Raw genomic sequence first — 24,845 nt, forward strand, 5'->3', positions numbered from 1 at the left:
AACGCCACGGACATGCGATCCCGTCAGTGGTACCTGGACTCGATGCAAGCCGAACGTATTTGGGAGACAAGCACAGGCAAGGGCATCACCGTCGCTGTGATCGACAGCGGCGTCGATAGCTCGGTACCCGAGCTACAAGGTCAGTTGCTCGCGGGAACGGACTTCTCGGACGACCAACATGACGCGAATCACGACAGTGAAGGCCATGGAACAAGCATGGCAATGATTATCGCTGGCCAACGGAAAGGAGACCGCGCCTGGGGGCTGGCGCCGGGTTCAAAAATCCTTCCCATCAGGAGCGGCAACGAGCACTGGTCCTTCCACATGGCGGAATCTATCCGCTATGCGACAGACCATGGCGCTAAGGTCATCAATATCTCCTGGGCGGGGACTCCCACCGAAGAATATCGGGCCGATCTACAACCAGCAATCGAATACGCAAACAAGAATGGGCTCCTTATCTTTGCCGGATCAGGAAACGACGGAGACAAGGGAAACCCTGCAAAATACCCTGCAAGTCTTCCGGGGGTCGTCGGCGTTGGCGCCGTGGACAAGTCCTTGAAAGTGGCCAAGTTCTCGACCTATGGCCCACAGGTAGCGCTGGCCGCGCCAGGTGTCGACATCCCAACTCGCTGTACCAAAGAGCTATTTGACTGTGTAGCGCAAGGGACCAGCAACGCCACCGCCATCGCCTCCGCCTCCGCTGCCCTCATCTGGTCCGCGCACCCCACCTGGACGAACAACCAGGTCCTACGGGTCATGATGCAGACGGCCGGTAAGCCGGAGGACGGCAAGGTCCCGAGCAAGTACCTCGGCTACGGCATCGTCCGCCCCCGCAAGGTGCTGGTGGACAAGGAGGGCGACCCGGGCCCCGCCGATGTCAACCCGCTGCTTGCGGCTCACAGAGCCCCCACACCTTCCGGGACTGCACGTTCCCGCGAGAGCGGGGACAACAACAAGGCGACCGGCACAGCACCCGAATCAGACAGCTTCCCGAAATGGCCCCTCGTGGCCGGCGGTGGAGTAGCAGCCCTAGCCGTAATCCTCGGCGGACTACTGATCGCCCGGCGCAAGAAAGCACAGCTCTCCACACACGGCCACTAACCACACTCTGGCCGCCCGCAGTCGGAGCGACCAGTAAACCGAGCCGCATCTCTTCCGAGACGGCCAACAACCCACTCATGGGGGAAGGTGGATCATGGCAGGTAACACCGCACTCACTTATGCGGAGATCGAACGGCTCAAGGGCGAGATCCAGAGCGGCAGCCAGGCGATGTCGTCCCAGCTGCGGATGCTGGTGAACGCCATTGCCACTGTTGAAGGGGCCTGGACCGGCCAGGGAGCCGGCGCCTTCAAGCAGGCACAGAACGCACTCAACGAGGACCACGCCGCCCTGCGCCGCATGCTCGACGGCATCAACGACGCCATCGCCCACACCAGCACCACCAGCAAGGCGAACGACGCCGAGGTCCTGTCCAGCTTCCGCGGCATCGACGTCAACGGCGCAGCGCCGGGCGGCAACCTCAACACCGGTTCCGCCAGCGGCATCAGCAACTTCTAGCCGCAACTCACGCTGAGCATCAGCCACCAAAAACCAATCACCACCAGCCACAACCAGTGGGGGAAAAATGGCCGGCGACGAAAACCTCCGGGTGACATACGGCGCGGTCGAGCAGACCGCCGCCGATATCGAGCGGGCTGCCAAGGAACTTCAGGCCGAACTCGACAAGATCTGGGGTGCGGTCAAGCGCGTCTCCAGCTCCTGGGAAGGTGAGGCCCACCAGGCGTTCCAGGCAGCCGAGCGCCAGTGGAACGCCCGTGCCAGCCACATCCAGAGCACACTGCACGAGGTCGCCACCAAGATCCGCACCGGCAGCGCGGACTACAAGGCCACTGACCGCCGAGCCGCCGGCTTCTTCTAGTAGCAGCGGTCCATCAGGATGACGTGGGGTGGGCACCCGGGAACGTGGGTGCCCACCCCGCATGAACAAGGGGGATGCGGTGTCCTGGGACAAAGAATGGGCCGAACTCAAACACCAGGCTGCTAACGACAGTGGCATGCGGCTGGCAAGCACCGACGGCAGCGGTCAACAAACAGGCTCCAGCAGCGGTTCGGGGGACCTGGTATCCCAGAGGTCCGCATGGACGAAGGCGGGTCGCGACGTCGGGGCGCTCCGCGGAGACGTCCACAAGTCCCTGGCCAAACTGGAGGACAGCCACCAGGGGCAAGCCGCTGGCGCCGGGGTGCAGAGCGCAGCAGCTCAACAGGAGCTCGTGGTCTCCTGGAGGCGGTACTTGGAAGGGCTGAACGGACGATGCGGTGCGCTCCAAGCGCGCCTTGAGCAGGCGGGTAAGGAACTGCATCTGAACGACACAGCGGTCAAAGCCTCCTTCGAAAAACTGTCCCAGCAGTACAAGGACACACCTGCTGTCGGCGGACAGCCTCAGAAGAAGTGAGCTGAGCCGTGGACTATACGACCCTCCGGAACCTCAAGACTTCCGTCTTCGAAGACGCCGCCGACGGATATCGCAACGCGAGCAACATGGCCAGTGCTGCCAAAGAAAGCCTCGAGCAGCGAACCGGCGCCGCGATGCGGAAGTCGCTCTCCGGCAAGGCCGCGGAAGCTGCCCTCAGTCAACTTCGTGAACTGGCTGCGGACTTCCACTACACGCAGATCGAGTGCGGCGTCATAGGTACCGCGCTCAAGGCCCTGGCAATCGACCTGAACTCCGCCAAGAAGAAGCTCGACGCCGCAGTGGAAGGCGCGACGGCCGAGAAGCTCACTGTCGAGAAGGACGGCTCAGTCACCTACCCGGAGGGCGGTGACGCCTACCAGGGCAAGACCCCACCAGGCGGCACGGCAAGTGGCGTCACCGACGCCACCGCCAAGGCAATCGATCGCCAGGCCGCCCGCTTCCACCCCAATCCGTACTACGCGCGGGCCCAGGAGTACGCCGACCGGATCACCGCGGCACTACAAGACGCCACAGCGGCCGACGAGAAATGGGCCCCGAAGCTGCGGCAGCTGAAGGCCGACGACGATCTCACGGTCTCCGCCGCAGACATGGCTGATGCTCTCAAGGACACCGAAGCAGTCCGTAAAAGTGCCGAGTCCTACCTGAATGGCATCAAGCCCCCGCCCAAGAACGGCGATCCGGAGGACAACGCCGAGTGGTGGAAGCACTTGTCCGAGGAAGAACGGGCCGCGTACATCTCCTTGCGCCCGGCGAGCATTGGAGCGCTGGATGGTCTTCCCGCCGACGTTCGTGATGAGGCCAATCGAACCGTCTTGGCCGAAAAGCGCAGCGAGTTCGAGCTTCGGCTGAACGCAATCCCCCGAGAGCCGTCACAGTTCGCGAGTGTCGGGGGCCGCGGCGACATGGCATACACCCAGGAATGGTTGGACTGGCACGCCAAATACAGCGACAACAAGGAGTATCTCGAGGGGAAGCTGAAGGGGATGCGGGACATCCAGAAGCGCTTTGATCGGACCGGACAAGATGGCCTCCCCGAAGCGTATCTCCTGGGATTCGACCCGGATGGCGAAGGAAAAGGCAGAATCATACTCGCGAACGGAAATCCGGACACAGCCGACCACACTGCAATTTACATTCCTGGCACTACGACGAATCTCGAAACCATCGGCGAAAAGTCCGACCATTCGGATCTCGGACGAAGTGAAAGACTTTGGGAAAGGAGCCAGCAACTCGCCCCGAACAAGAATATCTCCACCATCACATGGCTCGACTATGACGCACCAAGCTCTATTGTCCCCGAGGCCATGCAGGACGGGCAAGCCGAAAAGGGCGCCCCAATCCTTCACCAATTCCTCGAAGGCAACAGGACTGCACACAAGTACGCGACCGGTGACACCGGCCATACGACCGTTGTCGGCCACAGCTACGGCAGCACGCTCATCGGCGACACCGCCAAGACGGCCATCTGGGGCGAGACGCCCATTCCGGCAGATGACGTCCTGGTCGCGGGTAGCCCAGGCATGCAGGTGAAACATGCCGCGGACTTGGGTATCGACCCCAAGCACATGTGGGCGATGGGCGGTGGAGGTAGCGACATCCTTGTCCGGTACGGCGGCTCAGCGGCAGGACTCGGCGACGACTGGGTGGTTCCTACAGACCCGGAATTTGGCGGAAATATCTTGAAGAGCGACGCAGGAGACCACGGCGCATTCTGGGACAACGATTCGATTAGCTTGAAAAACCAGGCAGCCGTCGTCACCGGAAAGTATCACATGGTGGAGCATGACTAAGCGAATCCCACAAGCAATTCTAGCAGCTTTGGCGTGCGCGCTGATGGCGGGATGCTCAGGAATGAATGAAAACAACCTCAAGTTCCGCAATGTCGAGCAGGTCAAGGAAAACGCCAGGAAGGCATCTAGCGAGGTCCTGGGCATCATCAGCCTGAAGGGTAAAGCGACCGAGGGCGGCCCGCTGATCGCACCGTGTTCTAATTACCCCGAAGGGGTATACCGGGCCAGTCACCCCTGGAGTGTATACGGAGTTCCGGTCGAGGAAATGGAGAAGGCAATGGATCGATTGAGAACAGGGCTTCCCAAGAATGGATGGAAGATCATCAAGGATGGGAACGACGAGAGCCCATCAAAATCTCCGCAGATCGTCGCGAACTCCAAAGGTGATGAGTTCTCCGTCGACATCCGGTTGCATGACGAGCGAAAATACGGAAGCGATCCGTCTCTGATTGAGGTCACGGTCGAATCCGCGTGCTTCAAGACCAAGCAGCCCGACTGAAGCGCACGCGGGCAACAATGACGTTTACCAGTGTTACGGTGGCCGAAAACTCGGCGGAGAAAGTGCCGATCGTCAGCGATAACTGGCTTGTCTCTGATGAGAGATGAGCGCGATGACGATAGCCTGTACACGTCCGCATCCATACTGGCGTAAATCGCGACCGGGGCCTGCATCACGTATGTCGACCACCGCCCTGACGACCGCGTACTGGTTCACCCGCACATACGAACTTTCCGATTCTCTGGCTCGGCAAAGGATCTGGTGTGGCACACCAGGGTTTCCTGGGTTCGGCACGGCTACAAGTTCACGTTTAAAGACGCGGACGGATGCTGGTCGCATCCTCTTCCGTGTCGCCACCGTCTTCGTCGAGGGAGTTACCGAACCACCGGGCCTCTTCCCCCACGATGCAGGAATCACCCAGCGAAACCGCCAAGGCGCCACCGGTGTGCTCACCGCTGCTGCCGGCCGCCTGCACCGGGGAAGCGATGAGGACCGGGGAGACGGCCGCACCAACAAGCGGCGGCAGTAGCGGCACTGGCCAACTCTGCCCGCATATACGGATGCTACGGGCGCGTAAGCCCATGATGGACTCCTCCAGGAGGCGGGCTCCGTAACCGGATCGCGGGGCCGTGAGGCCGGCGGGGTGGGCGTTTTCGGGCTCTGGGCCACGGTGCGGGGTGGGGCGGTGCGGCAGGTGGCGGCGACGGTGATGCCGGTGAGGGTGAGGACGCCGCCGAGGAGCGCGGCGAGTGCGGGCAGGATGTGGAGGAGGGCGGCGTCCAGGACGAGGTCCGTGACCGGGACGCCGTACCGGACGAGTGGGCTGGTGGCCGCGCTCGGCGTGCGCAGGGTGCGGGACCAGGTCCAGAAGGCCAACACGGTGCAGGCGGGGCCGGGGCCAGACGACGGCTGCGGTGCGGGGCACCTGGTCGGTCGCCGCCTGGGCGAGGGCCGAGGGGGCCAGCGGGAGCATCGGGCGAGCCCGAAGGGGCTGCCGTAGAAGGTGCACTCCACACCCGAATAGCGGTTCAGCAGGGGCTTTTGCAGGATGAAGGACGTGGCCCGCGCGGCGGCGAGGATGATGGCGGCCGCCCGGCGAGGGTGCCGCCGCCCCCACCCGTGGTGACGGCGACCAGTTCGGCGGGCACGGGGCGATGACCAGCCCGGCGACTCCCCTCCCCCTGGGGCGATGCCCAGGGGGGTGGCGAAGACGGGGCGGCGGCGATCGGAGCGGGCGTGTAGTCGGGCGGCGCGATACGGATGGTGGGAAACGCCGAGCCCCACAGCACCGCCGTCGCGGCCATAGAGGCCCAGGGGATCGCCGCCCGGGGTTCGGTCGCCACAGGAAACTCCACCAAATCGGTGGAAATGGAACCGATACGCCGCACGCTCGCCTACCGGACGGCTGCTGGCGAGCTACCCGGCCAGGCCGCATAAGCCGACTAAGCGAATCGCCGCCGCGCCGAAGGGACGTCTTTTAGTCGGGCTTTTCCGCGGGCTGCCTACCGATCCGGCGGCCGGTGACGTTGCGGTGGAGGATGGTGCGATCACGGAAAGTGGTCACATGACCACATGGCACGCCCTACCGTGGACAGAATGAGCGAGAGCATGCCGCTGCCTCCACAGAAGCCCTGCCCCGACTGCGGTGGCGCGGGCACCGTCGAGTGGGAGACCCCTGGCGGCCACAGGGTCACCACGCAGTGCTCCGGCTGCGCCGGCACCGGAACCGTCCTGGCATAGGCATCAAGGAGGAGGACGCAGTCCGATGACGGCCTTCAGCAGACACGGCAAGCCGATCGGCCTGGACGCGCGGTACGTCGGCAGACTGCCGTGCGCTGCCTGCGGGTTGCGTCCCATGAAGCTGCCCGGCCGGGAAGGCGGCATGTGCATTCCCTGCTACGCGGAGGAGCAGGCGGCGGCGGGGCGGCGGGCCGCGTCGGCGGGGGCGTGGGTGGCGGCGAGCTTCGTCGGCGATCCGTGCCTGGCGTGCGGTTCGCGATCCGTGGACGCCAACGGCTGGGCCTTCTGGTGCAACTCGTGTCAGATGCAGACGGCGGTGGCGTTCCCCCCGGGGTGAGGCGCTCCCCCGGGGAGCGGCGGCCAGCGTCAGTCGGCGATGAAGGCGCGCCGGGCACGGACGCGGAACATCGTCGAAGGCGGCGCCGCTGGACGCCGACTCCGCGTGGACGAGCGGCGGGGCGTCAGGGAACGTCAGCACTTTCACCCGGCCGCGCATGAGGGGATACGCGCCGCCGTTCCACGGAACGACCTGGAGAATAATCCGCCGGCACCATAGAGAGCGGAGACGCTCGCGGTCCCGTCAACCCCCTTGCGCGCAGGACACGTTCGCCTTTCCGCGATTCGCTCAGCGAGGTCGGGCGCGCTTCCCTAGCCACGCCCGGCGACGCCGCCCTGTGAGCAGTTCTTCACAAGGCGCGCTGAAAGGTGAGCGGTCATACCCAACCCGATCCCCGGCGATGTCCACGAGTGCACGGAATGGTTTCGTTCCGCGCTCAAGGTGCACGGGATCACGTTCCCGTCCCTCGGAATCGACCTGCCGTCGTTCGCAGGAAGTACCCGCATCCCCTCGTCCCGCTCGGCAACTGCCATCTCGCTACGGCCGGGAAGCTCACCGAGGTGCTGCGCCAGGCGGGGAACGGCGAAGGTGCCGCGCAAGCCGCCCTTCACCATGCGACTGCTTGCCGTGTCGAAGGAGGTCCCGGTGCTGCTGCGGGCCGGCGTCGACGACGCGGGCGGGCTGGGGGATAGCGCTGCCGAACGCCGTTTGCGTTGCGCTGGGGCATACGGCAGGGCGGGCGGCGTGCAAGACCGTGTGGTGCGGGGTCGCCCGGACGCGGTGCGGCAGAACGGCAAACGGGCAGGATGGCCCCGTGCCACCTCCCCCACAGAGGTGACACGGGGTTCCAGTTTGACGCGCCGAGGGCCGTGGCTCCAGAGCCGGGCCGCTCCCTTTCGGAAACCCGGTCACTCCCTTTCACTCCCTTTGGTAAAGCCGGGAGATTTCGTGGGAGAAGTCACGGGCCACGGCGGCGCGGCGGAGTTTGAGGGACGGGGTGAGGTGGCCGGTGCGCTCGGAGAACTCCGCCGCGAGGACGGCGAAGCGGCGGATCGACTCGGCGCGGGAGACCAGCTGGTTGGCGTCGTCGACGGCGGTCTGCAGGTCGGCGAGGAGGCGCTCGTCGTGGACGAGTTCGGTGAGCGGCACGTCGCGCTTCTTGGTCATCTGGCGCCAGTGGGAGAGGCCGTCGGGGTCCAGCGTGAGCAGGGCGGTGACGTAGGGGCGGTCGTCGCCGACGACCATGCACTGGCCGACGAGGGGGTGGGCGCGTAGCCGGTCCTCCAGGGGGGCGGGCGCGACGTTCTTGCCCCCGCTGGTCACGATGATCTCCTTCTTGCGGCCGGTGAGCGTGAGGTAGCCGTCGGCGTCGAGCGCCCCGAGGTCGCCGGTGGCCAACCAGCCGTCGTGGTCGGTGGCCGGACGGACGGCGTTGCGGGCGCCGTCCCAGTAGCCGGCGAAGACGTGCGGGCCGCGGAGCAGGACCTCGCCGTCGTCGGCGATGCGGACGGCGCTGCCGGGCAGCGGCCAGCCGACCGTGCCGATCCGCGGGCGCAGCGGCGGGGTGAGGGTGCTCGCGGCGGTGGTCTCCGTCAGGCCGTAGCCCTCGAAGACCTCGATGCCGGCACCGGAGTAGAAGGCGGCGAGGCGGTGGCCCAGGGGCGAGCCGCCGCAGATCGCGTGGCGGACCCTGCCCCCGAGGGCGGCGCGGATCCGGCGGTAGACCAGCGGGTCGTAGAGGGTGCGGGCGGCCTTGAGGGCGACGCCGGGGCCGGGGCCCGTCCCGTGTTCGCGGGCCTCGACGGCTTCCCCGTAGGCGCGGGCGATGCGGGCCGCGCGGTCGAAGGAGGCGGCCCGGCCCGTCTTCTCGGCGGTGGCGCGGCCGGTGTTGAAGACCTTCTCCAGGACGTAGGGGATGGCCAGGAGGAAGGTGGGGCGGAAGGCCGCGAGGTCGGCGAGGAGTTCGTCGGTCTGGATGCTGGCGGCGTGCCCGAGGCGGACCCGGGCGCGCAGGCAGCCGACGGCGACCATGCGGCCGAAGACGTGCGAGAGAGGGAGGAAGAGGAGGGTGGCGGCGGGCTCCTCGCTGACCGACGTGAAGACCGGGTGGAGCAGGGCGATGGCGTTGTCGACCTCGGCGAAGAAGTTGGCGTGGGTGAGGGCGCAGCCCTTGGGGTTGCCGGTGGTGCCGGAGGTGTAGACGAGGGTGGCCAGGACGTGGGGGGTGAGGGTGGCGCGGCGTTCGTCCACGACCTCGTCGGCAAGGTCCCGGCCGGCGTCGACGAGCTGGGCGACGGCGCCGGTGCTGAACTGCCAGAGGTGGTCCAGGGACGGGAGCCGGCCGCGGATCTGGCTGATCAGCCGGGCCTCGTCGACGGCCTCGACGGCGCAGGCGCGGGCCGTCGAGTCGTGCAGGATCCACTGCGCCTGGTGGGCGGAGGAGGTCGGGTAGAGGGGGACGGTGACCAGGCCGGCGGCCCAGGCGGCGAAGTCCAGGAGGGTCCACTCGTAGGTCGTCCGGGCCATGATCGCGAGCCGGTCGCCGGGGCGGAGGCCGTGCGCGATCAGGCCCTTGGCGACGGCACGGACCTCGGCGGCGAACTCGGCGGCGGTGACGTCGTGCCAGGTGCCGCCGGGCTGCTTGCGGGAGAGGACGGCCGCGTCCGGGTCCTCGGCGGCGTTGGCGAAGGGGATGTCGCCCAGCGAGCCGGTGCGGACGGGCGGGGCGAGCGGGGGCACGGTGGCCTCGCGGACGGTCCCGTCGCGCAGCGTCGTGCGGGGCGGGGTGAGGCGCGGGGCGGTAACTGCGCCCGGAACGGGGGCGGTTGGGGGTGCGGTGGGGCGGTTGAACACGAGCGGCTCCTCGGTGTTGCGCGCTGGTGTTGCAGGGGGGAGGGGGGAAGGGGCGGGTCCGTGGTCGCGTCGCGTCGTCGGCTCGCGCGCCGTGCGGGCGGGAACACCCGCGCCGCGGGCGGCTCGCGCGCCCGTCCCGGTTGTGGTTGCCGGACGGCGGCGGCCCGGTGGGGGCGGCGCCGGTGGGGGGCGCGGACGGGGTGGGCCGCGGCGACGGGGTGGCGCGCGGCGACGGCGGCGGGGTGGGCGCGGTCGACCGGAACGCAGTGGATGCAGCAAGGTGCCGGCCCCTCTCGGCGCTGACCCGACGGTAACCTTACTGCGCAGTAAATTTACGCCCGGGGCACGGGACTGGCCAATGCCCGTGCACGGCAATTCCCGTACGGCCGGGGGCCGGTGGCACGCCGGCCGCCGGTCGGGTCAGGCCGGGGCCCACCGTTCGCCGCGCATGCGGCGGTCGAGGCCGGACCAGGCGAAGTTCATCAGGGTGCCGGCGGCCTCCTCGGCCGTGGGCCGCTCCGATGCGGGACCGGCGGTGGACGAAGCGCCGTCGGCGGCCGGGGCGTTGACCCATTCGGCGAGGGATTCGGCGGCGCCGACCAGGGCGTGGGCCAGGCCGGCCACCTCACGGTCGGCCAGTTCGCCGGCGCAGCCGGCCTCCTTCGCGGCGGCGCCGATCAGGCCGGTGACGAACCGGACGATCTCCGCCCGCATGGCCGCCACTTCGGCGACGAAGGGCTCCCCCTGGGCCCGCGCCTGCCGGTGCAGCACCGCCCAGCCGTCGGGGTGCGCGGCGGTGTGGGCGAAGAAGCCGGCCAGGCCGCTCCAGAGCTGGCGGTCGGCGGCGGCGCCCGGTTCGACGGCCGCGGTCACGGCCGCCACCAACGCCGCGGACTCGCGCCGGATGACCGCACTGAAGAGGTCTTCCTTGGAGTGGAGGTAGAGGTAGACCAGCGGCTTGGAGACGCCGGCGAGTTCGGCGATCTCGTCCATGGAGGCGGCCCGGTACCCGCACCGCGCGAACGTCCGCACCGCGGCGTCCATCATCTGCTGCTCCCGGACCGCCCGCGGCACCCGCTTGCGCTTGGCAGCTCCCACCCTCAAGCCCCTCCATCAGCCCGCCCCTTTACGGCATTTACCGCAAAGTAAGTTTACGATCTTCGCCCTCCGCGCCCGCTCGCTTGACATGATGTGAGACACAGCGAGACGATACGGTTCGTTTCATCGAGGGATCGAGGAGGTCCGCGCATGGTGCAGCAACGAGGGACGGCGGTGCACGAGCAGTTCGTCGAGGTCGCCCCGGGAATCCGGCTGTGGACCGAGCAGCGGGGACCCGTCGACGCACCGGCGCTGCTGCTGGTCATGGGCGCGCAGGCCAGCGGCGTCGGCTGGCCGGAGCCGCTGGTCGACGCGCTGGCCGCGCACCACCGGGTGATCCGCTACGACCACCGGGACACCGGCCGCTCCACCTGGCCGTTCGAGGACCGGCCGTACCGGGTCACGGACCTGGCCGCCGATGCGGTCACCGTGCTGGACGGGCTCGGCGTCGAGCGGGCGCACGTGGTCGGGCTGTCACTGGGCGGCATGCTGGTGCAACTGCTCCTCGCCGACCACCCCGACCGGCTGCTCAGCGCCACACTGATGGGCACCTGCGCCCTCAGCACCGTCCCGTACACCCGGCCCGACGGCTCCACCGTCCCGGTGGACGCGCTGCCGGGCATCGCCCCGGAGGTGCTGGAGATGTGGGCCCGGCCGGTGGTGGACCACGGCGAAGCGGCCGAGATCGAGCGCCGGATCGCGCACTGGCGGGTGCTCGACGGCGGGCGGTTGCCGTTCGACGAGGCGTTCTTCCGCGACCTGGAGCGCCGGGTCGTCGCGCACACCGGGCACCACCGGGTGGGCACCGCCCACGGGCGCGCCGACGACGGCGGGATGCTCCGCACCGACGAACTGGCGCGCAACGCCGTGCCGACGTTGGTGGTCTGCGCCCCGGCCGAGCCGGTGTTCCCGCCGCCACACCCGCAGCACCTCGCACAGGCGGTGCGGGGCGCGCGGCTGGTGGAGGTCGAGGGGATGGGGCACGCGCTGCCGCCGGCGGTCCACCGCCCGCTCGCGGCGGCGATCCTGGCGCACACCGGCGCGGTGGCACTCGCCCGTTGACGCGGTGCGCGCCGCCGCGCACGACAGCGCCCCCGTGGCCTCGTACGGGCCGCGGGGGCGTTGCGGGTGCTGCGGGGGCGGACCCCGGTGAGTGGCGTCAGGCCGCGGCCGGGGCCGGCTCGCGCTCGGCGGCGGGCCCGGTGGCCTCGGCGCCGGCGGCGGTGTCGCCGATGCTGATGCTGGTCGCACGGGCGTAGGCGTCGCGGTCCAGGATGTTCTCGCGGGCCGAGACCAGGATCGGGATGACGGACTGGCCGGCCACGTTGGTGGCGGTCCGCATCATGTCCAGGATCGGGTCGATGGCCATCAGCAGGCCGACGCCCTCCAGGGGCAGACCCAGCGTGGAGAGGGTCAGGGTCAGCATGACCGTGGCGCCGGTGAGGCCGGCGGTGGCGGCGGAGCCGATGACCGAGACGAAGGCGATCAGGACGTAGTCGGCGATGCTCAGGTGCACGTTGAAGATCTGCGCGATGAAGATCGCGGCGATCGCCGGGTAGATCGAGGCACAGCCGTCCATCTTGGTCGTCGAACCGAACGGCACCGCGAAGGAGGCGTACTCCTTCGGCACGCCGAGGCGCTCGGTGACCTTCTGGGTGACCGGCATGGTGCCGACCGAGGAGCGGGAGACGAAGGCCAGCTGGATGGCGGGCCAGGCGCCGCGGAAGAACTGCAGCGGGTTGACCTTGGCGACGGTGGAGAGCAGCAGCGGGTAGACGACGAAGAGGACCAGCGCGCAGCCGACGTAGATGTCGACGGTGAAGGTCGCGTACTTGCCGATGAGGTTCCAGCCGTAGGTGGCGATGGCGTGGCCGATGAGGCCGACGGTGCCGATCGGGGCCAGGCGGATGACCCACCACAGCGCCTTCTGGAGCAGTTCCAGGGTGGCGCGGCTGAGCTTGAGGACCGGCTCGGCCTTCTCGCCGAGCTGCAGCGCGGCGATGCCGGCGACGGCCGCGATGAAGACGATCTGCAGGACGTTGAGCTCGGTGAACGGCGTGATGACGTCGGTGGGGACGATGCCGGTGAGGAAGTCGATCCAGGAGCCGGTGTGCTGGGGGAGCTTGCCGTCCTTGGGAGTCAGCCCGGTGCCCGCGCCGGGGTGCGTCAGCAGGCCGATGGCCAGGCCGATCGCCACCGCGATGAGCGAGGTGACCATGAACCACAGCAGGGTGCGGGTGGCCAGCCGCGCGGCGTTGTTGACCTGCCGCAGGTTGGTGATCGAGACCAGGATCGCGAAGAAGACCAGGGGGGCGACGGCCAGCTTCAGCAGCTGGACGAAGAGGTCGCCGATGTGCTCCAGGGTGGAGCCGAGCCAGCCGATGTCGCCGCTCTTGGCGGCCCAGCCGAGCAGCACGCCGAGGACGAGGCCGGCCAGGATCTGCACCCAGAACGGGATCTTGGGTATTCGGGAGGTCTTCGGGGTCTGGGGCGCCCCGGCGGGCGCGGGAGTCTGGGCAGACGTGGACAACGGACACACTCCGGAGACGGGGAAGGCGTGAGGACGCGGGGCGTCGGGAACGACATGACGCGGCGCCAGGAGGTCCGTACGTACGAGCAGGATCTCCGGCCGCTGGGGGAACGAGTCAGCGGCGGCAACAGGCCGCGGACATACAGCGGCAAAGATCGACGTGCAGGCGCACCACGAGCGGGACGCTCATGGGGTTCGAGGGCGCAGCTGCGGTCTTCATGGCAAGCACGTTAACACTTGAACTTTGAGGAACCCAAAGAAAATCTTTGGGTCGAGAGGGAGGGGCGTCGGGCACCCCAAAACCGGCGGGAAAGCGCAAAACGGCGCCCGGCGCGGGGAGTTGGGACTCCGCGCACCGGGCGCCGGGCGGACGGGGGAACCGGACCGCGCGTCGACGTGACGCGTCTTACAGTCCGGCGGGGGGACGGACGGGGCCTACAGCCCGTCCTCCATGCGCTGGTTGGCCGCGAGGCGCTCCTTCTGGCGGTCCACCTTGGCCACGATCTGTTCGGACATCGCGTCCCGCTGCTTGCGCAGCAGCACGAAGCTGAGCGGCGCGGAGATCACGATGGCGAGGAGGAGCAGCCAGACGGTGTTGGAGCTGCCGACGCCGAGCGGAATGATCCGGAAGTACGCCAGCACCCACACCACGGCGAAGCTGGCAACGAACAGGCCGATGCGAAGGGCGGTGTAGCGGAGCGTGGCGAACTTGGGGCTACTCACGGTCGGGACCTTCTTCTCAACGGCAACCGAAAGGGTCTCCGTCCAGTCAAGCACAGGACGCTGGGCGATCTTCCGGGCCCCCGGCCGAGGGCGCTTCAGGCCAGGTCCAGCCACATGGTGATGTCGTCGCGGAAGTCGCCGTCGGCGAGCTTGATGGCGCGGGGGGCGCGGCCGATCTCCTTGTAGCCGCAGGACTCGTAGAAGCGGCGCAGGCCAGTGCCGCCGCGGCAGGTCAGGCGCAGGCCGATGATGTCGTCGATGCCGCGGGCCGCGTCGGCGACCGCGGCCATCAGGGCGCGGCCGACGCCCCGGCCCTGGAGGTCGGGGCGGACCATCACGGTGTAGACCCACAGCCAGTGGGTGGACATCCGGTGCCAGTTGAGCGTGAGGAACGCGGTGGCCACGACCCGGCCGGCGGCGTCCCGGCCGATGAGCAGGCGTTCGCGGCCCTCGGTGAGCGCCAGGAGGTGACGGACGAGGTCGGGGCGGACGTCTTCGGGGGTCACCGGCGGGACCAGGCCGACCGCGCCGCCCGCGTTGGCGACGTCCGCCCACAGCGCCCGGATTCCGTCGCGGACTTCCGGGGTGACGGCAGGGTCCAGCTCGAAGCGCACGCTCATGGAGCGGACCCTACCGGGGCCCCGTGGGGCCGGGGGTGGTGTCAGAGCCGCATCGGCTGCGGGGACTCGCGGCGCTCGGCGTCCGGGCCGGGGTACTCGCGGATGGTCTCGTAGCGGGTGTTTCGCTCGACGGGGCGGAAGCCGGCGTCGCGGATCAGCTCCAGCAGGTCGTCGCGGGTGAGCTTGTTCGGCGTGCCGTAGTTGTCCGCGTCGTGCGTGATCTTGTACTCGACGACCGAGCCGTCCATGTCGTCCGCGCCGTGCTGGAGCGCGAGCTGGGCGGTCTGCACGCCGTGCATCACCCAGAAGACCTTGACGTGCGGGACGTTGTCGAAGAGCAGCCGGGAGACCGCGAAGGTCTTCAGGGCCTCGGCACCGCTGGCCATCGTGGTCCGCGCCTGGAGCTTGTTGCGGACCTTGCCGTCCTTCATGTCCACGAAGTCGTGCTGGTAGCGCAGCGGGATGAAGACCTGGAAACCCCCGGTCTCGTCCTGGAGTTCACGCAGCCGCAGGACGTGGTCGACGCGGTGGCGGGGCTCCTCGATGTGCCCGTAGAGCATGGTGGCGGGGGTCTTGAGGCCCTTTGCGTGGGCGAGGCGGTGGATCCGCGACCAGTCCTCCCAGTGGGTGGCGTGGTCGACGATGTGCTGCCGGACCTCCCAGTCGAAGATCTCGGCGCCACCGCCGGTCAGCGACTCCAGGCCGGCGTCAATCAGCTCGTCGAGGATCTCGGAGGCGGACAGCCCGGAGATGGTCTCGAAGTGGTGGATCTCGGTGGCGGTGAACGCCTTGAGCGAGACGTGCGGCAGCGCGTTCTTCAGCTCCCGCAGCGAGCGCGGGTAGTAGCGCCACGGCAGGGTCGGGTGCAGGCCGTTGACGATGTGCAGTTCGGTGAGGTTCTCGTTCTCCATCGCCTTGGCGAGGCGGACGGCCTCCTCGATGCGCATCGTGTACGCGTCCTTCTCGCCCGGCTTGCGCTGGAACGAGCAGTACGCGCAGGACGCGGTGCACACGTTGGTCATGTTGAGGTGACGGTTGACGTTGAAGTGGACGACGTCGCCGTTCTTGCGGGTCCGCACCTCGTGGGCGAGACCCCCCAGCCAGGCCAGGTCGTCGGACTCGTAGAGGGCGATTCCGTCCTCGCGGGTCAGCCGTTCGCCGGCGCGGACCTTGGCCTCCAGCTCGCGCTTGAGGCCGGCATCCATCGACGCAGCCATCGGGTCGCCTCCCACCATCTCTGTCTGTCACCGGCCGTTTCACGTGAAACGTGGGCCGTTTCCTACGAAAAACGGGCTTCGCCGAGCCTACTCCCCCGGTTCCACGGCGGGCGGCGACCCCTGGGAAGTGCCCCGGCGCCGCCGCCCGCCCCGGTGAGCGCCCGGCTCAGTCGACCTCTTCGGGGAGTTCGCCGACGCGGTTCTCCCACTTGGTGGAGAGCACGATCGTGGTCCGCGTGCGGGAGACGCCCCTGGTGCCGGACAGCCGCCGGATGGTGCGCTCCAGCCCGTCGACGTCGCCGACCCGCACCTTGAGCATGTAGGAGTCGTCGCCGGCGATGAACCAGCAGTCCTCGATCTCTTCGAGGTCCTTGAGCCGGCGGGCGACGTCCTCGTGGTCGGCGGCGTCCGACAGGGAGATGCCGACCAGTGCGGTGACGCCGAGTCCGAGCGAGGCGGCGTCGACCGTCGCACGGTATCCGGTGATCACTCCGGCCGCTTCGAGGCGGTTGATCCGGTCCGTGACGCTGGGACCGGAGAGGCCGACGAGTCGGCCGAGCTCCGCGTAGGAGGCCCTGCCGTTCTCACGAAGTGCCTGGATGAGCTGCCTATCCACCGCGTCCATGCCCTCAAGCCTTCCAATCTTTCCGCGTTTCTGCGTTCTGCATGTAGAATCTAAGGCATACAGGGCCCAAGCCCTGTGATTCATTTAGAATGATCAAGGACGATCTTTCAACAGGAGTTGTCACCGTGTACTCGATCGAGATGGCCTACGCCCGCATGCGTGAGCTGCAGGACCAGGCCAATCGTTCCCGTGCCGCCCAGCAGCCCGCGACCCCGCGGGCACGGCGCCGCCTGGGCCGCGCCACCACCAAGAAGCGCTAACGAGCCTTCGGGGCCTCCCCCTTGGAGCCGCCCCCCAGCTCCCCTTCCCACCGCCGGTACAGCCCGTGCGGCACCTGAGCCGCATCGAGCACCCGGCCCGCGACGAAGTCCACCAGATCCTGGATGTGCGTCGCACCCGCGTAGAACGCCGGAGAGGCGGGCAGCACCACGGCGCCCGCCTCGTCCAGCGCCACCAGATGCTTCAGCGTCTGCCCGTTCAGCGGGGTCTCCCGCACCGCGACGACCAGCGGCCGCCGCTCCTTGAGCGTCACGCTCGCCACCCGCTGCAACAGGTCCTTCGACAGTCCCAGCGCCACGCCGGCCACACACGCCGTGCTCGCCGGGACGATCACCATCCCCTTCGCCGGATACGACCCCGACGACGGCCCCGCGGCCAGATCGCCGGCCGGCCAGTAGCGGACCCCCGCCAGCTCCTCTTCCGTCACGGGGAAGGCGTCCGGCTTGCCGTCCGCGCCGCGCGCCAGCCACTCCCGCAGGTCGCTGCGCCAGTGCGCGTCCCGGAAGGCGATCCGGGTCTCGTCCATCAAGGTCAGTCGCGACGCCCGGCTGACGACGAGGTCCACCGCCTCCCCGGCCGCGAGCAACCCGCGCAGCACGGAGGCGGCGTACGGCGTCCCGGACGCGCCGGAGACCCCGACGACCCACGGCCGGCGGCCCGGGTCCGGCTCGGCGCTGTCTTGCGCGGCGCTGTCGTTCTTGCTGGTGTCGTTGTGCGGCGGCTCCACGGATCGAGCCTATCCGGCGGAACCGTCGGGGCCGTCACGACCGTTACTACCTGTGCGCCGGCCCGACGCCGGGGAGCCGACCGCAGACGCCGACGACGAGGGGGCCGACGATGACGCCGCGCACCGCACGGGCCCGACCCGCGCTCCTGCTGATGCTGGGCTGGGTCGCGCTGCTGTGGGTCCTGGAGGGCGTGGACGCCCTCAGCGGCAACGCCCTCGACGCCTTCGGCATCCAGCCCCGCGATCCGGCCGAGCTGGTCGACGTGGTCCCCGCCGCCTTCCTCCACTTCGGCTTCGACCATCTGGCCGCCAACACCCTGCCGTTGCTGGTGCTGGGCTTCGTCGCCGCACTGCGCAGCGGCATCCGGCGGTTCCTGGCCGCGGCCCTGCTGATCATCGTCGTCAGCGGGCTCGGCGTGTGGCTGACCGCCGCGCAGCACAGCAACACCGCGGGCGCCTCCGGCGTGGTCTTCGGGCTCTTCGGGTACCTGCTGGTCCGCGGCTTCATCGAGCGCAAGGTGCTGGACATCGGGATCGGGGTGGGCGTCGCCGTGGTCTACGGCTCGATCCTGTGGGGCGCGCTGCCCACCGCCAGCGGGATCAGCTGGCAGGGCCACCTGTTCGGGCTGGTCGGCGGGGTACTGGCGGCGGTCGTCCTGCGCGAGCGGGGGCGGGCGGCACAGCCGACGGACGCCGTTGTCAGACCCGCTCGGTAGCTTCCCATGCATGGGTACAGGTACGTACCCGTACCCATACATGGGAATACGGGAAGGAGTGGAACGGCTACGCCCCCACCTCTGCCGAGCAGCGGGACCTCGACAATGAGCTTGACCGGCGCCTGGGCCTGGTGACCAACCTGTGAGCGAGCACATCGTCCTGGACGAGACCGCGATGGCAGCGGCCGGCCAGGGCAACGTCCTCGCCTCACGCCTCATCCACCGCGCCCACACCGAGCCGGACTGGTACCTGTACGCGCCCGCCTGTGCCCTGGTGGAAGCCGACCGCGACTGATCGCCTGGCCGCTCAGCAAGGGCTGACCGGCCGGGCGTCAGGGCGACGGGGCGTCAGGGCGTCAGGCCGCGGACGAACAGGTCGAGCAGCGCGCAGACGAACAGCGCGATCCCGATGAAGCTGTTGACCTGGAAGAACGCCCGGTTGAGCCGCGAGGTGTCGTGCGGGCGCACGATCGCGTGCTCGTAGCAGAACGCCACCGCCACGATCACCAGACCGATCCAGAAGAAGACCCCGGCGCCGATCGCGACGCCGTACCACGCCAGCAGCGCGGTGGTGGCGACGTGGCACCAGCGGGCGCCCCAGAGCGCTCCCGGCACGCCGAAGCGGGCCGGTACGGACAGCACGCCGTTGCGGCGGTCCGCCTCGACGTCCTGGCAGGCGTAGATCAGGTCGAAGCCACCGATCCAGATGCCGACCGCGAGACCGAGGATCACCGACTCCCACGACCACGAACCGGTGACCGCGAGCCAGGCGCCGACCGGGGCGATCGCCTGGGCCAGGCCCAGGATCGCGTGCGGGAAGTTGGTGAAGCGCTTCCCGTAGGGATAGACCACCATCGGGACCACCGCGATCGGCGCCAGCGCCAGGCACAGCGGGTTGAGCAGCGCGGCCGCGCCCAGGAAGACCACCACCGCGACCAGCGCACCGGTCCAGGCGGAGCGCACCGACACCGCGCCGGTGACCAGTTCGCGCCCGGCCGTGCGCGGGTTACGGGCGTCGATCTCCCGGTCGATGATGCGGTTGACGGCCATCGCGAAGGTGCGCAGGCCGACCATGGCGACGGTGACGAGCAGCAGCCGGACCCAGTGGACGTTCCGGTCGAGTTGGTGCATCGCGGTGAAGGCCGCGATGTAGGCGAAGGGCAGCGCGAAGACCGAGTGCTCGATGACGACGAGCCGCAGGAAGGCCCGCGTCCTGCCCGGCTGCGGTACCGCGGCGGCGGATGCACTCATGCGGGCACCTCACTGCGCTCGGCCCGGCACGCGCACGGCACGCACCTGTTGATCGTCGGTTCGCCAGGCTCGCTCACAGCCCGTACTCCTTCCAGCGGCGGTCGACCAGCGCCGCGGTCTTCGGGTCCGACTCGACCATGTCCGGCCAGCCGCCGTCGCGGGTGTAGCCCTCCTCGGGCCACTTCCTGGTGGCGTCGATGCCCGCCTTGCCACCCCAGAACTGCTGGTAGGAGGCGTGGTCGAGGTGGTCGACGGGGCCCTCGACGACGGTCAGGTCGCGGGCGTAGTCGGTGTTGCCCAGCGCCCGCCAGGAGACCTCGTGGAGGTCGTGCACGTCGCAGTCCGCGTCGACCACGACGATCAGCTTGGTCAGCGACATCATGTGGGCGCCCCAGATCGCGTGCATGACCTTCTGGGCGTGCTTGGGGTACTTCTTGTCGATCGAGACGATCGCACAGTTGTGGAAGCCACCGGACTCGGGCAGGTGGTAGTCCACGATGTCCGGCACGATGATCTTCAGGAGCGGGAGGAAGAACCGCTCGGTGGCCCGGCCCAGCGGCCCGTCCTCGGTCGGCGGGCGGCCCACGACGATCGACTGGAGCAGCGGGCGCTTCCGCATCGTCACGCAGTCGATCTTCAGCGCCGGGAAGGGCTCCTGCGGCGTGTAGAAGCCGGTGTGGTCGCCGAACGGGCCCTCCGGCAGCATCTCGCCGGGCTCCAGCCAGCCCTCGATGACGACCTCGGCGTGCGCCGGGACCTGGAGCGGGACGGTCTTGCAGTCCACCATCTCGATCCGCTTGCCCTGGAGGAAGCCGGCGAAGAGGTACTCGTCGATGTCGCCGGGCAGCGGTGCGGTCGAGGCGTACGTCACCGCCGGCGGGCAGCCGAAGGCGATGGCGACCGGCAGCCGCTCACCGCGCTTGGCGGCGACCTGGTAGTGGTTGCGGCTGTCCTTGTGGATCTGCCAGTGCATCCCGATGGTGCGCTTGTCGTGGCGCTGGAGGCGGTAGAGGCCGAGGTTGCGGACGCCGGTCTCGGGGTGCTTGGTGTGGGTCAGACCGAGGTTGAAGAAGGACCCGCCGTCCTTGGGCCAGGTGAACAGCGCCGGCAGCTTCTCCAGGTCGACGTCGTCGCCGGTGAGCACGACCTCCTGGACGGGCGCGTCGCCCTTGAGCTTCTTCGGCGGGACGTGCGTCATGTTGGCGAGCTTGCCGAACGCCTCGCGCACGCCCACGAAGCCGTGCGGCAGTTCGGGCTTGAGCAGCCCGCCGATCTTCTCGCTGATCTCCCCGTACGTCTTGAGGCCGAGGGCCTTCAGCAGCCGGCGGTCGGTGCCGTAGACGTTCATCGCCAGCGGCATCGACGAGCCCTTGACGTTCTCGAAGAGCAGCGCCGGCCCGCCGGCCTTCTGCACCCGGTCCACGATCTCGCCGACCTCCAGGTACGGGTCGACCTCGGCCTTGATGCGCGTCAGGTCGCCCTCGCGCTCCAGGGCCCGCAGCAGGGAGCGAAGATCATCGTAAGCCATGCGCCCCAGTATCCGGTACGCACTACCCTGTACGGGTCACGGGGCCCCGCCGAAGGGCCCGCACGCGCACGCAGGGGGACCCTCCACAATGCTCAGGTATCTGCCGTTCCTCCTGGTGCTGGCACTGTGGATCTACGCCTTCATCGACTGCATCAACACCCCCGAGTCGCAGGTGCGCGGCCTGCCCAAGGTGGTGTGGGTGCTGATCATCCTGCTCTTCGGCGAGGTGCTGATCGGGCCGATCGCCTGGCTGGTGGCCGGCAAGCAGCGGCAGCCGGCGGCCGGCGGCGCCGGCGGCGCGCCCGCCGCGTGGCGCCGCAACCACGGCGCGAAGTGGGTGGCACCGGACGACAACCCCGAGTTCCTGCGGTCCCTGCGCGAGGAGAACCAGAAGGACGAGGCGCTGCTGAAGGACTGGGAGGCCGATCTGCGGCGCCGCGAGGAGGACCTGCGGCGCAAGGAGACCGGGTCCGCCGACGGCGGCACCGGCACCGGCGACGGCACGAGCGGCTCCGCCGGCGCGAGCGGCAAGGACGGCGGGACCGGCAAGGACAGCAAGGACGGCAAGACCGGCAAGAGCGGCAAGGACCCCGAGGACACCCCGCCCGCCGCGTCCTGAGCGAGCCTCACGGCCGTCCGGCCCAGCCCGCGTTGCCACGGCCCTACCGGGCGGGGAGAGTGACCGGCATGGACCAGGCACCGGATCCCGACCCGACGCGGGAGTGGGGGCAGGACCGCGACGCCGTCCGCCGCTACGGCCGCGTCGACGGCCACGACGACCCGTGCGGGCACCCCGACCACCTCCAGGAACAGGCCCGGGCCATGCTCGCCACGGCCATCGCCGAGGCGCGGGCGGGGCTCGGCGAGGGCGGCGTCCCGGTGGGGGCGGCGCTCTACGGTCCGGACGGCACGCTGTGGGGCCGCGGCCGCAACCGCCGTGTCCAGGACGGCGATCCGGCGCTGCACGCCGAGGTCGCCGCGTTCCGGGCGGCCGGGCGGCAACCCGGTTACCGCGGCACGACGCTGGTCACCACGCTCTCACCGTGCTGGCTGTGCAGCGGGCTGGTCCGGCAGTTCGGCATCTCCCGGGTGGTCATCGGCGAGGCCCGGACGTTCCACGGCGGCCACGACTGGCTGGCCCGGCACGGCGTGCGGATCGTACTGCTCGACGACCCCGGGTGCGCGGCGATGATGCGGGACTTCATCGGGGCGCAGCCGGAGCTGTGGCACGAGGACATCGGCGGCGGCTGAGGCCCCGGCAGGGGCCGCGCGGCCCCCGCCGGGGCGCGTAATCCGATGGCCGGCGCCGCCCGGCCCCGGCAGGATGCCGCCATGAGCACCGGCACCACCGCCGCCCGTGAGCCGTCCTGCCGCATCCGGGCGCTGCACACCGCGGACACCGTCACCGTCTACCAGGCGTACGCGCCGTCACTGGGGCTACCCGCCGCGCGCGACGGACGGTTCCCGGCCGCCTGGAAGCGCGACCGGATGACGTGGATCAAGCCGTCGTTCCTGTGGATGATGTACCGCTGCGGCTGGGCCACCAAGGCCGATCAGGAGACGGTGCTGGCCGTGGAGATCACCCGCGCCGGCTTCGACCTGGCGCTGGACCGGGCGTGCCTGTCGCACTACGTCCCCGGGCTCCACCCGGACCGCGCCGCCTGGCAGCGCGCGCTGCGCCGCGCGCCGGCCCGGGTCCAGTGGGACCCCGAGCGTGATCTGCACCTGAAGCCGCTGCCGTACCGCTCCCTGCAGCTCGGGCTGTCGGGTGAGTTGGCGCGGGCGTACGCGGACGAGTGGACCGTGGCCGTCCGCGACGTGACGCCGCTGGCCCGGAAGGTGCGGGCGCTGGTGCGCGCGGGCGAGGACCGGGCCGCCCGGGAGCTGCTGCCCGACGAGCGCCCGTACCCCGCGCCGGAGGCGGCCCTGGTGCGGCTGCGCTGAGGCACGACGGCCACTTCCGGCCGCCCCCGACCCGCCCGGTCCGCCTTGCTCCGCCGCGCCGGGGTCCGCTAGCGTGCGCCGGCCTTCCCGGGAGCCCGCGGCCGACGCCCTGCGGTCCCGGGTCCGCGAGCGGGTGGAGTCCGCCAGGAGAGTGGCCCCGCGCCGGCGCCCGTGCCCGGCACCCGGGCGAACTCCGGGCGTAAGCGGCGTGTCCTCGTCAATCGCCACAAAGGCGTAGCCGGGGTGGTGCACGAGCGGTCGGGCGCTGCTTCGGGTGACGTACGAGGCGTAGGGCCGATCGGCCAACTCTGGTGTGTTCATGGCCATTTGACTCAGCGTTCAGCAACCTCCCCCTGCCCGGGAAACTGCGTCGCCGCCACAGTCGGGACGGCCCACCGAGAGCTTCCGCGACTCAGGGAGAGTGGCACATATGCCGAATATGACCCGACGCAGACTCCTCGGCTCGGCGGCCGGGGCGATCGGCGGCACCGCTGCGCTGTCGTTGCTGCCGCCCAGCGTCCAGAAGGCCGTCGCCGCCGGCCCGCCGCGGCACGGCACCCTGCGCGACATCGAACACGTGGTCCTGCTGATGCAGGAGAACCGTTCTTTCGATCACTACTTCGGCACCCTGCGCGGCGTCCGCGGCTTCAACGACCCGGACGCGCTCACCCTCTCCACCGGCCGGTCCGTCTTCTACCAGCCGGACCCGGAGAACCCCGACGGCTACCTGCTGCCGTTCCGCCTCAACACCCACACCTCCAGCGCCCAGGCCATCCCCTCCACCAGTCACGCCTGGTCGGTCCAGCACGAGGCCTGGAACGGCGGCAAGATGGACCGCTGGCTGCCCGCGCACCGCAAGGCCGACGGCGTCAACGGCCCGTACGTGATGGGCTACCACACCCGCGCGGACATCCCCTTCCAGTTCGCCCTCGCCGAGGCGTTCACCCTCTGCGACAACTACTTCTGCTCGGTCTTCGGGCCCACCTGGCCCAACCGGCTGTACTGGATGACCGGCACCCTCGACCCGGGCGGCACCCGCGGCGGCCCGGTCCTCAACAACACCGCGCCCCAGCCGTACCGCTGGACGACGTACGCGGAGCGGTTGGAGGCGGCCGGCGTCAGCTGGAAGGTGTACCAGGAGGAGGACGACTACGGCTGCAACCTGCTGGAGCAGTTCCAGACGTTCCGGGACGCCAAGCCGGGCAGCCCGCTGTACGAGAAGGGGGTGCGGCCCGGGCCGGCCGGCGCCTTCGAGGAGGACGCCCGCAACGACCGGCTGCCGGCGGTCTCCTGGATCATCCCCACCAGCTACCAGTCGGAGCACCCGGACTACCTGCCGGCCGCCGGCGCCGACTTCGTGGCCAAGAAGATCGAGGCGATCGCCGCGAACCCCAAGGTGTGGGCCAAGACGGCGTTCATCCTGAACTACGACGAGAACGACGGCCTCTTCGACCATGTGCCGCCGCCGGTGCCGCCGGCCGGGACCAAGGACGAGTTCGTCCGCGGGCTGCCGATCGGGGCCGGGTTCCGGGTGCCGTGCCTGATCGTCTCGCCCTGGACGGTGGGGGGCTGGGCGGCCGGCGACGCCTTCGACCACACCTCGGTGCTGCAGTTCCTGGAGCGGTTCACCGGCGTGACGGAGCCCAACATCACCGACTGGCGGCGGGCCTCGTTCGGCGACCTGACGTCGGCGTTCGGCTTCCGTTCGCCGGCGCACCACCCGCCGCGGCTGCCGCGGGACACCGCCGAGAAACTGGCCGAGGCGAAGTGGGAGGTGGCGCACCTGCCCAAGCCGACGCTGCCGGGGTCGGACCAGAAGCCGCCGCGCCAGGAGCACGGCGGGCGCAAGCGGCGCTGAGGCGGGGCCGCGGCGCCCGCGGGGCGGCGCGG

27 protein-coding genes and 1 pseudogene are annotated in these 24,845 nt (G+C 69.6%); 16 read left to right on the top strand and 12 right to left on the bottom strand.

What is annotated here, in order from left to right; translation table 11 throughout:
* The first annotated feature begins 42 nt into the window (after positions 1 to 42).
* The 6 genes from mycP to ACLJT4_RS34355 all read left to right on the top strand — a co-directional run bounded on the left by mycP (position 43) and on the right by ACLJT4_RS34355 (position 4,767).
* On the top strand, positions 43 to 1,104 hold the full coding sequence (gene mycP, locus ACLJT4_RS34330) for a type VII secretion-associated serine protease mycosin (RefSeq protein ID WP_411128446.1): 1,062 nt from the start codon (positions 43 to 45) through the stop codon (positions 1,102 to 1,104).
* 94 nt (positions 1,105 to 1,198) lie between these two features.
* The gene (locus ACLJT4_RS34335) at positions 1,199 to 1,561 is read left to right on the top strand and encodes a WXG100 family type VII secretion target (RefSeq protein WP_411128448.1); all 363 of its coding nucleotides are present in this window, start codon (positions 1,199 to 1,201) and stop codon (positions 1,559 to 1,561) included.
* 67 nt (positions 1,562 to 1,628) lie between these two features.
* Entirely contained in the window at positions 1,629 to 1,922 is a 294-nt protein-coding gene (locus ACLJT4_RS34340) for a WXG100 family type VII secretion target (RefSeq protein ID WP_038520180.1), read from the top strand.
* 61 nt (positions 1,923 to 1,983) lie between these two features.
* Positions 1,984 to 2,457, top strand: coding sequence for a hypothetical protein (locus ACLJT4_RS34345; protein ID WP_411128450.1), 474 nt, complete (start codon positions 1,984 to 1,986; stop codon positions 2,455 to 2,457).
* 8 nt (positions 2,458 to 2,465) lie between these two features.
* The gene (locus ACLJT4_RS34350; protein ID WP_411128452.1) at positions 2,466 to 4,268 is read left to right on the top strand and encodes an alpha/beta hydrolase; all 1,803 of its coding nucleotides are present in this window, start codon (positions 2,466 to 2,468) and stop codon (positions 4,266 to 4,268) included.
* Entirely contained in the window at positions 4,261 to 4,767 is a 507-nt protein-coding gene (locus ACLJT4_RS34355) for a hypothetical protein (RefSeq protein ID WP_411128454.1), read from the top strand. The genes ACLJT4_RS34350 and ACLJT4_RS34355 overlap by 8 nt, the downstream gene beginning before the upstream one ends.
* 310 nt (positions 4,768 to 5,077) lie before the next feature.
* On the opposite strand, the gene ACLJT4_RS34360 is transcribed toward ACLJT4_RS34355, so the two are convergent.
* Positions 5,078 to 5,302, bottom strand: a complete 225-nt coding sequence (locus ACLJT4_RS34360; RefSeq protein ID WP_411128456.1) for a hypothetical protein — start codon at positions 5,300 to 5,302, stop codon at positions 5,078 to 5,080.
* 1,061 nt (positions 5,303 to 6,363) lie between these two features.
* Between ACLJT4_RS34360 and ACLJT4_RS34365 the strand changes: the two genes are divergently transcribed.
* Positions 6,364 to 6,507, top strand: a complete 144-nt coding sequence (locus ACLJT4_RS34365) for a hypothetical protein (protein ID WP_158507664.1) — start codon at positions 6,364 to 6,366, stop codon at positions 6,505 to 6,507.
* 25 nt (positions 6,508 to 6,532) lie between these two features.
* The gene (locus ACLJT4_RS34370) at positions 6,533 to 6,844 is read left to right on the top strand and encodes a hypothetical protein (protein ID WP_359823394.1); all 312 of its coding nucleotides are present in this window, start codon (positions 6,533 to 6,535) and stop codon (positions 6,842 to 6,844) included.
* Between the two features lie 81 nt (positions 6,845 to 6,925).
* On the opposite strand, the pseudogene ACLJT4_RS34375 reads toward ACLJT4_RS34370, so the two are convergent.
* The 3 genes and pseudogenes from ACLJT4_RS34375 to ACLJT4_RS34385 form a co-directional block, all read right to left on the bottom strand.
* Positions 6,926 to 7,048, bottom strand: a pseudogene (locus ACLJT4_RS34375) (Scr1 family TA system antitoxin-like transcriptional regulator); the annotation flags it as partial.
* A gap of 714 nt (positions 7,049 to 7,762) precedes the next feature.
* The gene (locus tag ACLJT4_RS34380; RefSeq protein ID WP_411128458.1) at positions 7,763 to 9,697 is read right to left on the bottom strand and encodes an AMP-dependent synthetase/ligase; all 1,935 of its coding nucleotides are present in this window, start codon (positions 9,695 to 9,697) and stop codon (positions 7,763 to 7,765) included.
* Positions 9,698 to 10,117: 420 nt separating this feature from the next.
* Positions 10,118 to 10,795: a TetR/AcrR family transcriptional regulator gene (locus ACLJT4_RS34385; protein WP_411128459.1), complete on the bottom strand. Its 678-nt coding sequence runs from the start codon at positions 10,793 to 10,795 to the stop codon at positions 10,118 to 10,120.
* A 150-nt stretch (positions 10,796 to 10,945) separates the two neighbouring features.
* Between ACLJT4_RS34385 and ACLJT4_RS34390 the strand changes: the two genes are divergently transcribed.
* A complete protein-coding gene (locus ACLJT4_RS34390) occupies positions 10,946 to 11,857 on the top strand; it encodes an alpha/beta fold hydrolase (protein WP_411128461.1) in 912 nt (303 codons plus the stop codon).
* Between the two features lie 97 nt (positions 11,858 to 11,954).
* Here ACLJT4_RS34390 and ACLJT4_RS34395 read toward each other — a convergent pair whose 3' ends face one another.
* From ACLJT4_RS34395 to ACLJT4_RS34415, 5 genes are all read right to left on the bottom strand, one after another.
* Positions 11,955 to 13,325, bottom strand: a complete 1,371-nt coding sequence (locus ACLJT4_RS34395; RefSeq protein WP_411128463.1) for a dicarboxylate/amino acid:cation symporter — start codon at positions 13,323 to 13,325, stop codon at positions 11,955 to 11,957.
* A gap of 435 nt (positions 13,326 to 13,760) precedes the next feature.
* The gene (locus ACLJT4_RS34400) at positions 13,761 to 14,048 is read right to left on the bottom strand and encodes a DUF4229 domain-containing protein (RefSeq protein WP_016578589.1); all 288 of its coding nucleotides are present in this window, start codon (positions 14,046 to 14,048) and stop codon (positions 13,761 to 13,763) included.
* A 95-nt stretch (positions 14,049 to 14,143) separates the two neighbouring features.
* Entirely contained in the window at positions 14,144 to 14,668 is a 525-nt protein-coding gene (locus tag ACLJT4_RS34405) for a GNAT family N-acetyltransferase (RefSeq protein WP_411128465.1), read from the bottom strand.
* 41 nt (positions 14,669 to 14,709) lie between these two features.
* Positions 14,710 to 15,873 carry an aminofutalosine synthase MqnE gene (gene mqnE, locus ACLJT4_RS34410; RefSeq protein WP_016578587.1) on the bottom strand — a complete coding sequence of 388 codons (1,164 nt, stop codon included), beginning with the start codon at positions 15,871 to 15,873 and terminating at the stop codon, positions 14,710 to 14,712.
* A 178-nt stretch (positions 15,874 to 16,051) separates the two neighbouring features.
* Positions 16,052 to 16,510 carry an Lrp/AsnC family transcriptional regulator gene (locus ACLJT4_RS34415; protein ID WP_411128467.1) on the bottom strand — a complete coding sequence of 153 codons (459 nt, stop codon included), beginning with the start codon at positions 16,508 to 16,510 and terminating at the stop codon, positions 16,052 to 16,054.
* 125 nt (positions 16,511 to 16,635) lie between these two features.
* On the opposite strand from ACLJT4_RS34415, the gene ACLJT4_RS34420 reads away from it, so the two are divergent.
* The gene (locus ACLJT4_RS34420) at positions 16,636 to 16,770 is read left to right on the top strand and encodes a hypothetical protein (RefSeq protein WP_016578585.1); all 135 of its coding nucleotides are present in this window, start codon (positions 16,636 to 16,638) and stop codon (positions 16,768 to 16,770) included.
* Here ACLJT4_RS34420 and ACLJT4_RS34425 read toward each other — a convergent pair.
* Positions 16,767 to 17,516, bottom strand: coding sequence for a UbiX family flavin prenyltransferase (locus ACLJT4_RS34425; RefSeq protein WP_411128469.1), 750 nt, complete (start codon positions 17,514 to 17,516; stop codon positions 16,767 to 16,769). The genes ACLJT4_RS34420 and ACLJT4_RS34425 overlap by 4 nt on opposite strands.
* A gap of 110 nt (positions 17,517 to 17,626) precedes the next feature.
* Here ACLJT4_RS34425 and ACLJT4_RS34430 point away from each other — a divergent pair, with 110 nt between their 5' ends.
* Together ACLJT4_RS34430 and ACLJT4_RS34435 are read left to right on the top strand one after the other, a co-directional pair.
* On the top strand, positions 17,627 to 18,232 hold the full coding sequence (locus tag ACLJT4_RS34430) for a rhomboid family intramembrane serine protease (RefSeq protein WP_411128471.1): 606 nt from the start codon (positions 17,627 to 17,629) through the stop codon (positions 18,230 to 18,232).
* A 142-nt stretch (positions 18,233 to 18,374) separates the two neighbouring features.
* Positions 18,375 to 18,527, top strand: a complete 153-nt coding sequence (locus tag ACLJT4_RS34435) for a hypothetical protein (RefSeq protein ID WP_411128559.1) — start codon at positions 18,375 to 18,377, stop codon at positions 18,525 to 18,527.
* Positions 18,528 to 18,580: 53 nt separating this feature from the next.
* Here the strand turns inward: ACLJT4_RS34435 and mqnP are convergent, their stop codons facing one another.
* Both mqnP and ACLJT4_RS34445 read right to left on the bottom strand, forming a co-directional pair.
* Entirely contained in the window at positions 18,581 to 19,483 is a 903-nt protein-coding gene (gene mqnP, locus ACLJT4_RS34440) for a menaquinone biosynthesis prenyltransferase MqnP (RefSeq protein ID WP_411128473.1), read from the bottom strand.
* Positions 19,484 to 19,556: 73 nt separating this feature from the next.
* Entirely contained in the window at positions 19,557 to 21,011 is a 1,455-nt protein-coding gene (locus tag ACLJT4_RS34445; RefSeq protein WP_411128475.1) for a menaquinone biosynthesis decarboxylase, read from the bottom strand.
* An 88-nt stretch (positions 21,012 to 21,099) separates the two neighbouring features.
* Between ACLJT4_RS34445 and ACLJT4_RS34450 the strand changes: the two genes are divergently transcribed.
* From ACLJT4_RS34450 to ACLJT4_RS34465, 4 genes are all read left to right on the top strand, one after another.
* On the top strand, positions 21,100 to 21,630 hold the full coding sequence (locus ACLJT4_RS34450) for a PLDc N-terminal domain-containing protein (protein ID WP_411128477.1): 531 nt from the start codon (positions 21,100 to 21,102) through the stop codon (positions 21,628 to 21,630).
* 68 nt (positions 21,631 to 21,698) lie between these two features.
* Complete coding sequence (locus ACLJT4_RS34455) at positions 21,699 to 22,262, top strand: nucleoside deaminase (RefSeq protein ID WP_411128479.1); 564 nt, start codon at positions 21,699 to 21,701, stop codon at positions 22,260 to 22,262.
* Positions 22,263 to 22,343: 81 nt separating this feature from the next.
* Entirely contained in the window at positions 22,344 to 22,955 is a 612-nt protein-coding gene (locus ACLJT4_RS34460) for a DUF4291 domain-containing protein (protein ID WP_411128481.1), read from the top strand.
* 430 nt (positions 22,956 to 23,385) lie between these two features.
* Positions 23,386 to 24,813 carry an alkaline phosphatase family protein gene (locus ACLJT4_RS34465; RefSeq protein WP_411128483.1) on the top strand — a complete coding sequence of 476 codons (1,428 nt, stop codon included), beginning with the start codon at positions 23,386 to 23,388 and terminating at the stop codon, positions 24,811 to 24,813.
* The last annotated feature ends 32 nt before the right edge of the window (positions 24,814 to 24,845 follow it).

Origin of the sequence: Streptomyces sp. x-19 (genome assembly GCF_046549115.1) — a bacterium.
Lineage (GTDB): Bacteria > Actinomycetota > Actinomycetes > Streptomycetales > Streptomycetaceae > Streptomyces > Streptomyces albulus_C.